The sequence below is a fragment of the Rubrivivax gelatinosus genome, from assembly GCF_004340905.1.
GTDB lineage: Bacteria > Pseudomonadota > Gammaproteobacteria > Burkholderiales > Burkholderiaceae_C > Rubrivivax > Rubrivivax gelatinosus.
Window position 1 is genome coordinate 178,193 of the sequence record NZ_SLXD01000008.1, and the last position, 13,698, is coordinate 191,890.

The window sequence follows — 13,698 nt, forward strand, 5'->3', positions numbered from 1 at the left end:
GCCGCTTCCCGATGGACCTCGCCCTCGTCACCTTCGCCTCGTTCTTCGCCGGCCTCGTCGACTCCATCGTCGGCGGCGGCGGGCTGATCCTCGTGCCGGCCTTGTTCGCCGCCTACCCCACGGCGCCCGCGGCCACGCTGTTCGGCACCAACAAGAGCGCGTCGGTCTGGGGCACCTCGTTCGCCTGCTGGCAGTTCGCGCGCCGTGTGGACTTGCGCTGGGCGGTGCTCGGCCCGGCGGCGGGTGCGGCACTCGTCGGCGGGCTGCTCGGCGCCTGGGCGGTGACACTGATCGACCCGGCCTTCCTGCGCAAGGCGCTGCCGCTGATCCTGCTGGCGGTGCTGCTCTACACCGTGGCGCGCAAGGACCTGGGCCAGCATCACGCGCCGATCGCGTCACGCTGCGCCGAGATCGCCGGCGCCTCGGCCATCGGCCTCGTCATCGGCTTCTACGACGGCTTCTTCGGCCCGGGCACCGGCAGCTTTTTCATCTTCCTGTTCGTGCGCTTCCTGGGCTACGACTTCCTCAACGCCTCGGCCTCGGCCAAGTTGCTGAACGTGGCGACGAACCTGGCCGCGATCGGCCTCTTCGCCGCCAAGGGCCACGTCTGGTGGCACATCGGCCTGACGATGGCGGTGGCCAACGTCGCCGGCAGCCTGATCGGCTCGCGGCTGGCGCTCAAACACGGCGCCGGCTTCGTGCGCCACGTGTTCATCGTCGTCGTCGGGGCACTGATCCTGAAGACCGGGTACGACGCGTTCCTGCGCTGACCGCCCTCCGGCGGCGGCCGGCGCTGCCGATACTGAGGGCGAGCCGTCAAAACTCATTCTCCGATGCCCAGACCTCCCGCCTCCGTCGTCGCCGCGCTCGAAGCCGCGCTGCAGCAGTCGCCCGACGACCTCGACCTGCGCCAGCACCTGGCGCAACTGCTCCACGACGACGAACGACCCGAGGCGGCGCTGGAGCTATGTGTCGGCACGCTCGCGCGCGACCCGGCCCACCTGCCGGCGCTGCGCCTGGCCGCGCCGCTGGCGCGCCAGCTCGGACGGTCGACGGCCGACGGTTACGCGCGCCTGCTCGCCGCGCTGGAGCCCGCCGCGCCGCCGCCGGCCGCCGCGCCCGCGCCCCGGCCGGCGCCGGTGGTGGCGACGATCGGCGCCCCGTCCGAGCCCCAGGACCTGGTGCGTGGCGAGCGCCCCGGCCTGCGCCTGGCCGCCGACGGCGGCGAGCGTGTCGACGAGTTCGAGGTCCAGGCGCCGAGCGTCAGCTTCGCCCAGATCGGCGGCATGGAGGGGCTGAAGAAGAAGCTCGAACTGTCGGTGCTCGGCCCGCTGCGCGACCCCGAGCTCTACCGCGCCTTCGGCAAGACCGGCAGCGGCGGCCTGCTGCTGTACGGGCCGCCGGGCTGCGGCAAGACCTACATCGCGCGCGCGCTGGCCGGCGAGATGGGCGCGCGTTTCGCGTCGGTCGGGCTGGAGGACGTGCTCGACATGTGGTTCGGCGAGAGCGAGCAGCGCCTGCACAAGATCTTCGACAGCGCACGCCGGCTGGCGCCGATGGTGCTGTTCTTCGACGAGGTCGACGCGCTCGGCCACAAGCGCAGCGAGCTGCGCGGCGGCGCCGGCCGCAACCTCGTCAACCAGCTGCTGTCCGAGATGGACGGCGCGCAGCACGACAACACCGACGTCTTCGTGCTCGGTGCCACCAACCACCCCTGGGACGTGGACTCGGCGCTGCGCCGCCCGGGCCGCTTCGACCGCACGGTGCTCGTGCTGCCGCCCGACGTCACGGCGCGTGAGCGCATCCTCGAGCATCACCTCGAGGGCTGCCCGCACGCCGGCGTCGACCTGCCGGCGCTGGCCCGCGCCACCGAGCTGTTCTCCGGCGCCGACCTGGCCCACCTCTGCAACCTGGCGCGCGAGGCGGCCATCGAGGCCAGCGCCGCGGCCGGGCGCATCCGTCCGGTGGGCCACGACGACTTCCGCCGCGCGCTGAAGACGCTGCGCCCGAGCACGCTGGAGTGGTTCGCCCAGGCGCGCAACTTCGCGATGTTCGCCAACGAGAGCGGCGTCTACGACGAACTGCTCGACTACATGAAGCGCCACCGCCTTGGCTGACGCGCCCACGCCGCGCCAGCGTGCCGACGCGCTCGTCGAGCGCAGCCGGGCCCTGGCCGCCATCGGCCGCTGGAAGGACGCCGAGGCACAGGCGCGGCGCGCCGCCGCCGAGGACCCGTCCCACACGCGGGCGCGGCTGCAGCTGGCCTACGTGCTGGCGCAGCTCGGCCGCGCCGACGAGGCCGTCGAGCTTGCCCGCGGCGTGCTGGCGCAGGAGCCCGGCTCGGCCTGGGCGATGCGCCTGCTGGCCAACGCGGATTCGCTGCGCGGCCGCCACGCCGAGGCCGTCGAGATGGCGCGCCAGGCCGTGCGCGCCAGCGACGGCGACGCGCTGTCGCGCCTGCTGCTGTCCACCGTGCACCAGCGCGCCGGCGACCTGATCGGCGCGCGCGTCGAGGCCGAGGCGCTGGTCGCCGCCTTTCCCGACTGGGCCGACGGCTTCGTGCGCCTGGCCCAGACCCGCCACTCGCCCGAAGAGGCGGTGCAGGCCTATCGCGAGGCGCTGCGCCTGGACCCGGAGAACGACGACGCGCTGGCCGGGCTGGCGGGCCAGAGCCGCGCGATGGCGCGCTACCGCGACGCGGTGGCGCTGGCCTGGAGCGCGCTGCGAGCCGACGTCGGCGACCGCGGGCGACAGCGCCTGTTCGCACGCTCGGCCTGGCGCTGGCTGATGCTGTCGCGCATCGCGTCGCCGACCCGCGGTGCCGCGCGGGCCCTGGCCGACACCTTCGGCGAACCCTGCGCGCGAGCCTTCCAGGCCACCGGCGCGCACGCCGCGGCGCGGCTGTGGTTCGCGTTCCGCGTCGAGGCCATCGCGGTGACGGCCTGGCTGGCGCTGCTGGCCGCGATCGGCGTCGCGACGCTGCTGCCCGACGCCGTCTCGGAGGTCGTGGTGCCGCTGCTGGCGCTGCCCGTGTTCATCGGGCTGGCGGTGCCGTTCTTCGTCTTCTTCGGCTTCATCGCGGCCGCACGGCGCCAGCTGGACGCGCGTCTGCAGCGCCTGGGCCGGCCGCTGTCCTGGCTGGCGCGTGCGGCCGTGTCGGGCGTGCTGCTGATGGCGCTGTCCATCGCCGCGCTGCTGGCCTGGCCCGACGCCGCGGGCTGGTGGACCTGGCCGCTGCTGGTGGCCATCGTGCTGACGGTGCAGGACCTCGTTCGCTGGCGCGACGCCTGGCGCGACACCCGGCCGACCACCGTGCCGGGGCAGACGCGCCGTGCGCTGGCGCGCTGGGCCGACGCGCGCGCCCGGCGCTGGCTGACGCCGCCGCGGCTGGCGGCCTTCGTCGCGGCCGCGGGTGCCGCCGAGATGGCCGTCGACCGCTGGGCCGCACCGGCCGGCGCCGCCGCGCCCGGCGTGCCGGCGATGGCCTGGGTCGGCGCACTGGCTTTGGCCTGCTGGGGCGGCGAGCGGCTGGCGCGCTGGCGCACGGCGGCGGCGGGTGCGGCGCCGCGCGGCGCCCACTGGCACGAGCTGGGCCGCACGCTGATGGCGCTGGCCTGGACGGCAGCCGCCTTCACCGCGCTGGGCGTGCTCGGTGGCCGCGTGGTGGCCGGTCACCCGGTCGAGGCGCTGTGGCCGGTGCTGCTGCTGGTGCCGATGGTCGGCGGCGCGTGGCTGGTCTACAGCGTCGTTCGGCTGCTGCTGCGGCTGGCGGCCGGCGCGACGGCCGAGGGCTTGCGCGGGCTGTGGCGCCGCGGGGCCCGGCGGCCTTGAACGGGCGCGGACGCCGCAGCCTCCGGTCTGGCTGGGCCCCATGCTGATTCTGAAGACCGGGCACGACGCTTTCCTGCGCTGAGCGTGATCGCCGGGCGCGGCCGGCCTGCTTCATCGGACAATGCCGCCATGAACCGCGCGACGATCGTCGAACTGCTGCAGTGCCGCCTGCCCGGCTTGCTGGCGGTCTATGCCTTCGGCAGCCGCATCGACGGGACGGCGGGCCCGGCCAGCGATCTGGACCTGGCGGTGCTCGTCGCCGGTTATGCCGATCCGCTGGCCTTGTTCGAGCTGTCCGGCGAACTGGCCGACCTTGCCGGCTGCGACGTCGACCTGCTCGACCTTCGTGCCGCTTCGACCGTCATGCAGTACCGCGTGATCACGACCGGCGAACGGTGGTGGGCGGCCGACACGCGCGCCGGCCTGTTCGAGGCCGCGGTGCTGAGCGAGAAGACGGCGCTCGACACGGCACGGGCCGGGCTGCTGCAGGACATCCGCCGAACGGGGACCATCCATGGCCGATGACGTGTTGCTGAACAAGGCGGCGGTGATCGAGCGCTGCGTCGCCCGCGCACGCGAGGAGTACGCCGCCAACCCGGCGGGCTTCGCCACCGACTACACGCGCCAGGACGCCGCGATCCTGAACATCCAGCGGGCCTGCGAGGCGGCCCTCGACATGGGCCAGCATCTGATCCGCCGCGAACGGCTCGGCGTGCCGCAGAGTGCGCGCGACGTCTTCGCCCTGCTGGCCCGGGCGGGCTGGATCGACGCCGGTCTGGCCGACGCGCTCAAGCGCATGGTCGGCTTCCGCAACATCGCGGTGCACGACTATCAGGCGCTGCAACTGCCGATCACGGTCGCGATCATCACCTCGCACCTCGACGAGTTCCTGCAATACAGCCAGGCCCTGTTGCTGCGCGACGGTGGGGGCGTGGCCGGCTGAGCGAGGCCCCCGAACCCGCGTTCATGCCAACGCTGCCGCCAGCGCCACCTGCCAGTCGGCCGGCACATCCAGATAAGCCAGGTGGCCGGCCCCGGGCAGCACGTGCAGCGCGGCACCCGGCAGCGCCGCATGCGCCGCCCGTGCTGCTTCGACGGCGAAACGTGCGTCGTATTCGCCATGCACCAGCCGCACGCGCCCGCCCAGCGACTCGAGCGTGCCGCGTGTGCCCTTCAGCCCGTGCCGGCGCACGGCACCCAGCCACTCGCCGGAGAAGGCCACCGCGCCGACCAGCCGGCGTGCGGCGTCCAGCGCCTCGGGGCGGTGCACGTCGAGTTCCAGCGTCTCCAGCGCCAGCCGCCGGGTCGCGGCGAGCGGGTCGGGCTCGGTGTCGAAGATCTGCTTCCACAGCGCGCGCAGCTCGGGCCGGGCCGCGGCGGGTGGGGCGGCGACCGTCACCGGGTAGGCGGTCGACGCCAGCACCAGGCGCTCGATGCGCTGCGGCTGCCGGGCCGCCAGCGCCTGCGCGACGACGCCGCCGAAGCTGAAGCCCAGCACGTCGGCCCGCGCCAAGCCCAGCGTGTCCAGCAGCGCCACGATGTCGCCGACGACGGCGTCGACCGTATAGCCGGTGTCGTCCGTGCAGCGAAAGGACTGCCCGCAGCCGCGCAGGTCGAAGAGCAGCGGCCGGATGCCGCGGCCGCAGAGCCCGGCGACGGCCGGCAGCAGGTAGCTGTGGTCCCAGTCGGGGCCGCCGTGGATCACCAGCAGCGGCCGGCCCGGCGTGCGCGCCCGCACGACGTGCAGGCTGCCGTCGGGCGTGGGGACGTCGAAATGCTCGAACACGGCTCCTCCGCTGGGGTTCAGTCGCCGGCGCCGCCCCGCCGCACCCGCCACCACCCCGGCAGCAAGGCCCGCACCTCGGCACGGCCGAAACGGTCGTCGACGAGGTGCAGCACGCCGCGGTCTTCAGGCGTGCGGATCACACGCCCGGCGGCCTGAACCACCTTCTGCAGCCCCGGCACGAGGTAGGTGTAGGCCCAGCCGGCGCCGAAACGCGCTTCCAGCCGCGCCTTCATCGACTCCTGCACCGCGTCCACCGGCGGCAGGCCCAGCGTCGCGACGAAGGCGCCGACGAGGCGCGAGCCCGGCAGGTCGATGCCTTCGCCGAAAGCGCCGCCCAGCACCGCCAGGCCGATCTGGCGCCCGCCTTCGGCGAAGGAATCGACGAAGGCGCGGCGTTCGGCTTCGTCCATGCGGCGCTGCTGGCAGCGCAGCGGCAGCTCGGGCGCGGCGGCCTGCAGCGCGGCGGCGGTGCGTTCCAGGTAGTCGAAGCTGCTGAAGAACGCGAGGTAGTTGCCCGGCATCTCGGCGTACTGGCGCGCGATCAGCGCCGCCAGCGGCGCCAGCGAGGCTTCGCGGTCGGCATAACGCGTGGACAGCGGTGCGATGCGCACCGCCAGCTGCGCGGCGTCGAACGGCGACTCGCAGTCCAGCCAGGCCGCGCCTTCGCCCAGGCCGAGCAGGTCGCGCTGGTAGGGCGCCGGCGCCAGCGTCGCCGAGAACAGCACCGTGGTGTGCAGGGCCTCGAAACGCGGCTTGATGAACGGCGCCGGCACGACGCAACGCACGCAGGCCACGGCCTCGGGTTTGCCGCGCGCGCTGGGGCGGCGCGTCAGGTCGAACTGGCTGGTCGCCGGGTCCAGCAGCTCGGCCAGTTCGGCAAAACGCAGTGCGTCGAAGTGCAGCTGCAGCGCGTCGCCGGCCAGCGCGGTGGGCTGCTGCACCGCCAGCTCGCTGGCCGCCGAGATGTAGTTGCGCAGCGCGTCCAGCAGCTTGTCGGGCGCGGCGTCGGCGACCTCGAACGGCACGTCGCCGGCCTTGGCCAGCGCGCCCAGCGCACGCGCCACGCGTTCGACGGGACGCTTCAGCGCGGCTGGTGCCGTGCGTTTGGCGGCGCGCACGGCGGCGGCGTCCAGCGTCGCGCTGTACATCTCGCGTGCCCGCGACACCAGGTTGTGCGCCTCGTCGACCAGCGCCACCGCGCGCCAGCCGTTCTCCTGCAGCAGCGCGTGCAGCAGCGCGCCGGAGTCGAAGACGTAGTTGAAGTCGCCGACGACGACGTCGGACCAGCGCGCCATCTCCTGCGCCAGGTAGTAGGGGCAGACGGCGTGTTCGGCGGCGACGGCGGGCAGCGCCTCGGGGTCGTGCGCCAGCGCGCCCAGCGCCGCCTGGCGCGCCGCCGGCAGGCGGTCGTAGAAGCCGCGTGCCAGCCGGCAGTCGTCGCCGTGGCAGGCGCGGCCGGGTTCGGCGCAGGCCTTGTCGCGCGCGACGAGCTGCAGCACACGCAGCGGGCGCGCGCCGCCGGCGCGCAGCGTGGCCAGCGCGTCCAGCGCCAGGCGCCGGCCGGGCGTCTTGGCGGCGAGGAAGAAGACGCGGTCCAGGCGCTGGCCGGGCAGGGCCTTCAGCGTCGGGAACAGCGTCGCCATCGTCTTGCCGATGCCGGTGGGCGCCTGCGCCAGCAGCGGCCGGCCGGCGCGCGCGGCGTTGTAGACCGCGGTCGCCAGTTCACGCTGGCCGGCGCGGAAGGCGTCGTGCGGCCAGGCCAGCGCCGCCAGCGCGGCGTCGCGTGCGGCGCGGTGCGCCAGCTCGGCCTCCGCCCAGGCGGCGAAGCGCTGGCACAGCGCCTCGAAGTGGGCCTGCAGCTCGGCGGCGGTCAGCGTCTCGTCGAAGGTGGTCTCGCTCTCGCGGTCGACGTCCCAGTAGAGCACGCGCACCGTCAAGCGCGGCAGCTCGTGCGTGGCGGCCAGCAGCGCGCCGTAGACACGCGCCTGGGCGCGGTGCAGCGCGCGGTGGTGCTCGGGGATGCGCTCGACCGGGCCGCGGTGGGTCTTGACCTCCTCGACCAGCGCTCGCCCCAGGTCGACGCCGTCGGCGCGGCCGCGCACGCGCAGCTGCTGCCAGCGGCCTTCGAGCGCGACCTCGCTCTCGTGCCCGGGGCCGCGGCGCGCGGCGACGCGGCGGTGGCCGGCCATGCCTTCGGCGGCCGTCGGGGCTGGCGTGAAGCGCAGGTCCAGGTCGCCGGTCTTGGCCGCGAACGCACACAGCGCACGCACCGGCACGGTGTAGGCGGGGGCGGCGTCGGGGGGCTCGGTCACGGCTGTATTTTCGTCCAGTTGGTCGGGAGTCTTGCGCCGATGCAAAGCGGTCGCCGCGCGCCGTGGTTAAGGTGCCGACATCCGCCGCGCCGCCGGCGCCGAGCCCTGCCGATGAGCATCGACACCGCCTCCGCCGCAACCACCGACCTGCCCGCCGGCGACGACCTGGACTTCTACCGCGCGCTGCACCGCGCCTTCGACACCACGCTGGCCGCGGGCCGCGGCAGCACCGCCGGCATCGAGCGTCTGATGGCGCAGGCGGTCGACACCTTCGACGGCAACGTGCGCCTGCGCTGCGCCGACGAGCCGCCGGTCGCCTGCCGCAAGGCCTGCGCCACCTGCTGCCATCTGCGCGTCGTCGCGACCATGCCCGAGCTGCTGCTGGCCGCGCACTTCCTCGCCCGCGTGGCGCCGCCGCTGGCCGACCGCGGCATCGACCTCGTCGGCGCCTTGCGTGCCGCAGAGGCGAAGACCCACCGCCGCAGCGAGGCCGAGCGTGCCGCCGAGCCGGTGCGCTGCCCCTTCCTGGCGCAAGGCGTCTGCGTGATCTACCCGGTGCGCCCGCTGGCCTGCCGCGGCCATGCCTCGACCGACGCGCGCGCCTGCGCCGAAGCCGCCGCCGGCCGCCGCGCCGAGGTTCCGGCCAGCGCCGGCCACCGCGCGGTGCGGGCGCTGGTGCAAGGCGCGCTGCAGTCCTCGCTGCGCGACGCCGGCCTGGCCTGGGGCGTCTACGAGTTCAACGAGGCGCTGGTGACGGCGCTGGACCATCCCGGCCCGGCCGCCGCCTGGTGGGCGGGCGATGACCCGCTGGCCGGCGCGCGCTGCGACGAGCTGCCGCCGGGCGAGCAGGAACAGGTCTTCGACCGCCTGCGCCCGCCGGCCTGATCGCGGCCGGCGTGCCCGCCACCGGCGGGGCGCGGCGTTTGCCTGGGGACGGCCCTGCGCGCCTGGCGCGTGCCCTCCACCCCAGCCCGCCGCCGCGGGCCGAAAGCCGCCCATGTCCCCCGACTCCGGCCGTTATGCCCTCGACGTCTGCCTCGCCTGCATCGAGGCCTGCGAACGCTGCACCGCCGCTGGCCTGAAGGAGCGCGAGGTCGCGCTGATGGCGCGCTGCATCGCGCTGGACCTCGACTGCGCCGCCGCCTGCCGCCTGGTGGCGGCCTACCTGATGCGCGGCAGCGACTACCTGCCCCCGGCCGCCGCGCTGTGCGCCGACGTCTGCCGCCGCTGCGCCGCCGAATGCGAGCGCCACGACCACGACCACTGCCGCCGCTGCGCCGACGCCTGCCGGCGCTGCGCCGAGGCGTGTTCGGCGATGGCCTCGGCCTGAAGCCTCAGCCGACCTCGTCCGCCAGGTCCAGCAGCGCCTTCGACGGTGGCCCGTAGCTGACGAGGCGCAGGTCCAGCCCGGCCGCGGCGGGCGACGCGAAGGCGCGGCGCATCGCCGCAGTGATCCAGGCCTCGTCGTTGCCGAAGGCGCCGCCGCCCAGCTGCGTCAGCAGCACCCGCGGCGGTTTTCCGGCGGCGGCGGCCAGGCGCGCTTCCCAGAGCGTCGCTTCGTAGGCCGCTTCGAGCACCAGCGTCGCGAAACGCGCCCAGGGCGCGCCGCGGTGGCGCGAGTAGGCGACCGGCAGCGCCGAGCAGAAAGCCTGCGAAACCACCGGCCCCGGCGGCGTGGCGACGTCGGTCACCTCCACGTCGCGGTGCACGCCGATCGCCAGCCGCGTGCGCAGCGCATCCAGCCCGGCATCGTCCAGCGCCGCCAGATGGGCGTCGATCGCGGCCAGGCCGTCGGCGCTGGGCAGCGCGTAGCCGTTGCGCATCGCCCAGAGTGCTTCGCGCGGCCGGCCGGTGGCCGCCGCCAGCGCCTCGCCCAGGCCGGCCAGGGCGTCGAGCTGGCGCGTGGCGGTCTGGCCGGGGCGGCCGTCGACCGGCACGAAGTAGTGGCGCACGAGGGTCGCCGCGCCGCAGGCCATCGCGCAGGCCGGGCCTTGCGTGCGGTCGTGTTCGTAGCGCGTCACGCCTTCGTCGGGCGTGACCTCGGGGCCGATCATCTCCAGAAGGTTGAACTGCGACGCCACCTGGAACAGCGCGCCGGCCAGCGCCGGGTCGCGGTGCAGCGCGCGCACGTCGCCCTGCACGACGCGGCAGCGGGGCGGCGGCGCCGGCGGCAAGGCCGCGGCGCGCCCGCGCAGCGTGCCCAGCGTGACGAGTTCCAGCTCGCCGACGGCCCAGCTGCGGCCGGCTTCGGGCGCGTGCAGCCGGCCGTCGCGCCAGTGCAGGCGCCGGCGCAGCTCGTCGGCGGCGGGCTCGGCAAAGCCGGTCAGGCGGCTGAACCAGTCCATGCTCAGCCGGCGGCCAGCGCGGCGTCGATCGCCGCCAGCCCTTGGAGCGCGCCGCAGGCCAGGCCGACGTGCAGCGCGCCAGGCACCGCGGGCTCGCGCGGGTTCAGCCGCAGCAGCCGGGCGTCGTGGGCGTGCAGCAGATGCTGGCCGAAACGCCGCACCGAGGGCACCGCCGTGCCGGCGCCGATCTCGACGACGACCGGGCGGCGCACGCCTTTCAGCCACTGCATCAGCGTGCCGATCTGGGCCTCGGTGCGGGCCGCCAGCCACTGCGCGTCGCCGAACATCAGGATGTTGGGCCGCGCCAGCGCGCCGCAGCGCGGGCAGCGCGGCAGCTCGCCGCGCCAGCGGCAGGCGGCGGTGTCGACGTCGACCACCAGATCGTCGGCCGGCCACGGCGCCTCGCTGCAGGGGCGTGTGCACTGCAGCCAGTGGATCGAGCCGTGGCATTCGGCGACACGTTCGGCGGCGATGCCGGCACGCTGGAACTGGCCGTCGACGTTGCTCGTGAAGACGAAGCCGCCGGCCGGCGCACGCGCCATCCAGCGTTCCAGGATCGCGAAGCCGGCGTGCGGCACGGTGCGCCGGTACAGATCCAGCCGGTGGCCGTAGAAGCCCCAGGCCAGCGCCGGGTCGCGCTCGAAGCGCTCGGGGCAGGCGATCTCGGTGAAGTGCAGCCCGGCGGCGCCCAGCGCCGGGTAGGCGGTCCAGAAGCCGGCGTCGCCGCGGAAGTCGGGCAGGCCCGAATCGACGCCGATGCCGGCGCCGGCGGCGACGATCACCGCGTCGGCCTGGTCGATCAGGTCGGCGGCGTGGGCGAGAGCGCTGGGATCCATCAAGTTCTGCGGGCGAGCGGGCGGGAGAATAGCCCGATGATCTCCGAGCCCGCCGACCGCGCCCACGGCATCCTGCCGCTGTACGGCCAGCCCGAGCGTGTGCTGGCGCGCGCCCGCGGCTGCCGCCTCGTCGATGCGCAGGGGCGGCGTTACGTCGACTTCGAGTCCGGCGTCTGGGCTGCCAACCTGGGCCATGCGCATCCGGCGGTGAACCGGGCGATCCGGCGTTCGCTGACGACGGTGATGCACCAGGGCTACGCCTTCCGCAGCGCCGAGGCCGAGATGCTGGCCGCACACCTGGCGCGGCTGCACGGCCTGCCGGGCGCGCGCAGCGTCTTCCTGTCTTCGGGCTCGGAGGCCGTCAACCTGGGGCTGCAGATCGCGATGCAGCTCTCGGGCCGGCGGCGTTTCGTGCGCCTGGACAGCAGCTATCTGTCGGCCTTCGGCTACGGCCGCCTGGCGGCCGACAACGACCAGCGCATCGACCTGCGCTGCGACGACCTGGCCGCCGTCGACGCCGTGCCCTGGCACGAGGCGGCGGCGCTGGTGCTGGAGGTCGGCGGTGCGTCGCTGGAGGTGGTGCGTTTCCCGCACGAGGACTTCGTCGCGCGCGCCGTCGACGCCGCACGCCGCGCCGGCGCCTTCATCGTCTGCAACGAGGTGACGACCGGCTTCGGCCGCACCGGGCGCTGGTTCGGCTACCAGCACTACGGCCTGCTGCCGCAGCTCGTGGCCTGCGGCAAGGCGCTGGGCAACGGCTACCCGGTCAGTGCGCTGACGGTCGACGCCGAGGTGGCGGCGGCGCTGGACACGCAGCCGCTGCGTTATGCCCAGTCGCACCAGAACGACCCCGGCGGCTGCGCCGCGGCCCTGGCCGTCATCGCGGCGCTGGAAGCCGGCGACTGGGTGGCGCGCGGCGCGGCCGTCGGCGAGCACTTCGCCGCACGCCTGGCCGCGCTGCGGCAGCGCCGGCCGCAGCAGGTGCTGGCCGTGCGTGGCCGCGGGCTGATGCTGGCGCTGCAACTGGCCGACGAGGCGCTGGCGCAGCGGGTCGCGCGCCGGCTCTTCGAGCGCGGCCAGGTCGTCGGCCAGCGCGGTGCCAGCCTGCGTTTCATGCCGCCGCTGACCGTCACGAAGGCGATGGTCGACACGCTGGTGCGCGAGATCGGCCATGCGCTAGCCGCCGAACCAGGAGTCCCGAGATGACCGGAACGATGCCGTCCCAGCCGGTGATCGAGGCCCGCCAGCTGCGGCTGCGGCCTTTCGTCGCTGGCGACGCACCCGAGGTCCAGCGCCTGGCCGGCGACCGGCGCGTCGCCGAGACGACGCTGGCGATCCCGCACCCCTATCCCGACGGCGCCGCCGAGGCCTGGATCGCGACGCACCCGGTCGGCTGGCTGGCCGGGCGCGAGATCAGCTACGCGATCGAACGCCGGTGCGACGCCGCGCTGGTCGGCGCGATCGCGCTGCTCAACGTCAGTGCCGCGCATGCGCACGCCGAGGTCGGCTACTGGATCGGCCACGACTACTGGGGCCAGGGCCTCGCCACCGAAGCGACGCGTGCGCTGCTCGACTTCGCCGAGAACGAACTCGGCCTGACGCGTATCGCCGGCCGCTGCCTGGCGCGCAACCCGGCCTCGGCGCGCGTGATGCAGAAAGCCGGCCTGCGGCCCGAGGGCTGCATGGTGCGCCACCTCGAGATCGGCGGCGTCTACGAAGACGTGCTGCTGTTCGGGCGGGTTTCGCCGTCTAGGCTGGCGCCCTGAGCGTCCGGGGCATCTCGGCCAGCAGCCGCCTCACCACCGCCGCGCCGTAGTGCGCGCAGACCGCGGACAGGAAACGTTTGAAGTCGCCGTGCGCGGCGTCGTCGGCGCGGTCGGAGATCGCGCGGATCGCGACGAAGGGCAGGCCCCATTCGTGGCAGACCTGGGCGACGGCGGCGCCTTCCATCTCGACGGCCAGCGCGTCGGGCAAGGCGGCGCAGAGCGCGTCGCGGTCTTCGCGCGTGCGCACGAAGCGGTCGCCGCTGACGATGAGGCCGGTGTGCACCGTCGGCGCGTGCAGCGAGAACTCCTGCACCAGCGCCTCGCCGAACAGCGCCAGCGGGTCGGCCAGCGCGGCCCGTGCCGCGGCGGCGGCGCGTTCGGCCAGCCCAGCGTCGGCCGGGAAACGCGAGACGCCGGTCAGCGGCACCTCCCAGCGCGGGAAGAAGGGCGAGCCGTCCAGGTCGTGCTGCAGCAGTTCGGCCGAGACGACGACGTCGCCGACCGCGACACCGGGCGCCAGGCCGCCGGCGATGCCGGTCAGCACGACGGCGCCGACGCGGTAGTGCGAGATCAGCGCCGCGGTCGTCGCCGCCGCGGCCACCTTGCCGACACGCGACTGCACCGCGACGACCTCGTGGCCTTCGAGCGTGCCGTGCCAGAACTCGCGGCCGCCGATCGTGCGCGGCCGCGCGTCGGGCATCGCGGCCAGCAGGTCGCGCAGCTCGCGTTTCAGGGCGGCGACGAGGCCCAGCGGGGCGGGGGTGTCGGACATCGGGCTCGGGGTGGAGGCGGCGCGCCGATTGTCCCGGATGTCGCCCACGC

General features: G+C 75.0%; 14 protein-coding genes. 9 read left to right on the forward strand and 5 right to left on the reverse strand.

From position 1 onward, the window contains the following. Positions 1-11: 11 nt before the first annotated feature. The 5 genes from EV684_RS13920 to hepT all read left to right on the forward strand — a co-directional run bounded on the left by EV684_RS13920 (position 12) and on the right by hepT (position 4,774). Positions 12-770 carry a sulfite exporter TauE/SafE family protein gene (locus EV684_RS13920; protein ID WP_132647883.1) on the forward strand — a complete coding sequence of 253 codons (759 nt, stop codon included), beginning with the start codon at positions 12-14 and terminating at the stop codon, positions 768-770. Between the two features lie 63 nt (positions 771-833). Further along, a complete protein-coding gene (locus EV684_RS13925) occupies positions 834-2,117 on the forward strand; it encodes a tetratricopeptide repeat protein (protein ID WP_132647884.1) in 1,284 nt (427 codons plus the stop codon). Then, positions 2,110-3,831: a tetratricopeptide repeat protein gene (locus tag EV684_RS13930; protein ID WP_132647885.1), complete on the forward strand. Its 1,722-nt coding sequence runs from the start codon at positions 2,110-2,112 to the stop codon at positions 3,829-3,831. The genes EV684_RS13925 and EV684_RS13930 overlap by 8 nt, the downstream gene beginning before the upstream one ends. A gap of 129 nt (positions 3,832-3,960) precedes the next feature. Further along, the gene (mntA, locus tag EV684_RS13935) at positions 3,961-4,356 is read left to right on the forward strand and encodes a type VII toxin-antitoxin system MntA family adenylyltransferase antitoxin (RefSeq protein WP_132647886.1); all 396 of its coding nucleotides are present in this window, start codon (positions 3,961-3,963) and stop codon (positions 4,354-4,356) included. Beyond that, a complete protein-coding gene (gene hepT, locus EV684_RS13940) occupies positions 4,346-4,774 on the forward strand; it encodes a type VII toxin-antitoxin system HepT family RNase toxin (RefSeq protein WP_132647887.1) in 429 nt (142 codons plus the stop codon). The genes mntA and hepT overlap by 11 nt, the downstream gene beginning before the upstream one ends. Before the next feature lie 21 nt (positions 4,775-4,795). On the opposite strand, the gene EV684_RS13945 is transcribed toward hepT, so the two are convergent. Further along, positions 4,796-5,617 carry an alpha/beta fold hydrolase gene (locus EV684_RS13945; RefSeq protein WP_165908492.1) on the reverse strand — a complete coding sequence of 274 codons (822 nt, stop codon included), beginning with the start codon at positions 5,615-5,617 and terminating at the stop codon, positions 4,796-4,798. Between the two features lie 17 nt (positions 5,618-5,634). Beyond that, positions 5,635-7,929: a helicase C-terminal domain-containing protein gene (locus tag EV684_RS13950; RefSeq protein ID WP_132647889.1), complete on the reverse strand. Its 2,295-nt coding sequence runs from the start codon at positions 7,927-7,929 to the stop codon at positions 5,635-5,637. A 111-nt stretch (positions 7,930-8,040) separates the two neighbouring features. Here EV684_RS13950 and EV684_RS13955 point away from each other — a divergent pair, with 111 nt between their 5' ends. Both EV684_RS13955 and EV684_RS13960 read left to right on the forward strand, forming a co-directional pair. Then, positions 8,041-8,814 (forward strand): YkgJ family cysteine cluster protein, encoded by a 774-nt coding sequence (locus tag EV684_RS13955; RefSeq protein WP_132647890.1) that lies wholly within the window; start codon positions 8,041-8,043, stop codon positions 8,812-8,814. A gap of 112 nt (positions 8,815-8,926) precedes the next feature. After that, positions 8,927-9,259, forward strand: a complete 333-nt coding sequence (locus tag EV684_RS13960) for a four-helix bundle copper-binding protein (RefSeq protein WP_132647891.1) — start codon at positions 8,927-8,929, stop codon at positions 9,257-9,259. Between the two features lie 4 nt (positions 9,260-9,263). Here the strand turns inward: EV684_RS13960 and EV684_RS13965 are convergent, their stop codons facing one another. Continuing rightward, positions 9,264-10,274, reverse strand: a complete 1,011-nt coding sequence (locus EV684_RS13965) for a hypothetical protein (protein ID WP_132647892.1) — start codon at positions 10,272-10,274, stop codon at positions 9,264-9,266. Between the two features lie 2 nt (positions 10,275-10,276). Continuing rightward, a complete protein-coding gene (locus tag EV684_RS13970) occupies positions 10,277-11,110 on the reverse strand; it encodes an SIR2 family NAD-dependent protein deacylase (RefSeq protein WP_132647893.1) in 834 nt (277 codons plus the stop codon). A 36-nt stretch (positions 11,111-11,146) separates the two neighbouring features. Here EV684_RS13970 and EV684_RS13975 point away from each other — a divergent pair, with 36 nt between their 5' ends. After that, on the forward strand, positions 11,147-12,316 hold the full coding sequence (locus tag EV684_RS13975; RefSeq protein WP_132647894.1) for an aminotransferase class III-fold pyridoxal phosphate-dependent enzyme: 1,170 nt from the start codon (positions 11,147-11,149) through the stop codon (positions 12,314-12,316). Further along, complete coding sequence (locus EV684_RS13980) at positions 12,313-12,876, forward strand: GNAT family N-acetyltransferase (protein ID WP_132647895.1); 564 nt, start codon at positions 12,313-12,315, stop codon at positions 12,874-12,876. The genes EV684_RS13975 and EV684_RS13980 overlap by 4 nt, the downstream gene beginning before the upstream one ends. Here the strand turns inward: EV684_RS13980 and EV684_RS13985 are convergent. Continuing rightward, positions 12,860-13,648: a 5'-methylthioadenosine/adenosylhomocysteine nucleosidase gene (locus EV684_RS13985; protein WP_132647896.1), complete on the reverse strand. Its 789-nt coding sequence runs from the start codon at positions 13,646-13,648 to the stop codon at positions 12,860-12,862. The two genes, EV684_RS13980 and EV684_RS13985, sit on opposite strands and share 17 nt — an antisense overlap. Positions 13,649-13,698: the final 50 nt, after the last annotated feature.

Bases quoted from the DNA above. Each gene is read 5' to 3' on its own strand.
- EV684_RS13965 (WP_132647892.1), bottom strand. From the start codon at position 10,274: ATGGACTGGTTCAGCCGCCTGACCGGCTTTGCCGAGCCCGCCGCCGAC.
- EV684_RS13980 (WP_132647895.1), top strand. From the start codon at position 12,313: ATGACCGGAACGATGCCGTCCCAGCCGGTGATCGAGGCCCGCCAGCTG.
- EV684_RS13920 (WP_132647883.1), top strand. From the start codon at position 12: ATGGACCTCGCCCTCGTCACCTTCGCCTCGTTCTTCGCCGGCCTCGTC.
- mntA (WP_132647886.1), top strand. From the start codon at position 3,961: ATGAACCGCGCGACGATCGTCGAACTGCTGCAGTGCCGCCTGCCCGGC.
- EV684_RS13925 (WP_132647884.1), top strand. From the start codon at position 834: ATGCCCAGACCTCCCGCCTCCGTCGTCGCCGCGCTCGAAGCCGCGCTG.
- EV684_RS13960 (WP_132647891.1), top strand. From the start codon at position 8,927: ATGTCCCCCGACTCCGGCCGTTATGCCCTCGACGTCTGCCTCGCCTGC.
- EV684_RS13985 (WP_132647896.1), bottom strand. From the start codon at position 13,648: ATGTCCGACACCCCCGCCCCGCTGGGCCTCGTCGCCGCCCTGAAACGC.
- EV684_RS13975 (WP_132647894.1), top strand. From the start codon at position 11,147: ATGATCTCCGAGCCCGCCGACCGCGCCCACGGCATCCTGCCGCTGTAC.
- EV684_RS13970 (WP_132647893.1), bottom strand. From the start codon at position 11,110: ATGGATCCCAGCGCTCTCGCCCACGCCGCCGACCTGATCGACCAGGCC.
- hepT (WP_132647887.1), top strand. From the start codon at position 4,346: ATGGCCGATGACGTGTTGCTGAACAAGGCGGCGGTGATCGAGCGCTGC.
- EV684_RS13955 (WP_132647890.1), top strand. From the start codon at position 8,041: ATGAGCATCGACACCGCCTCCGCCGCAACCACCGACCTGCCCGCCGGC.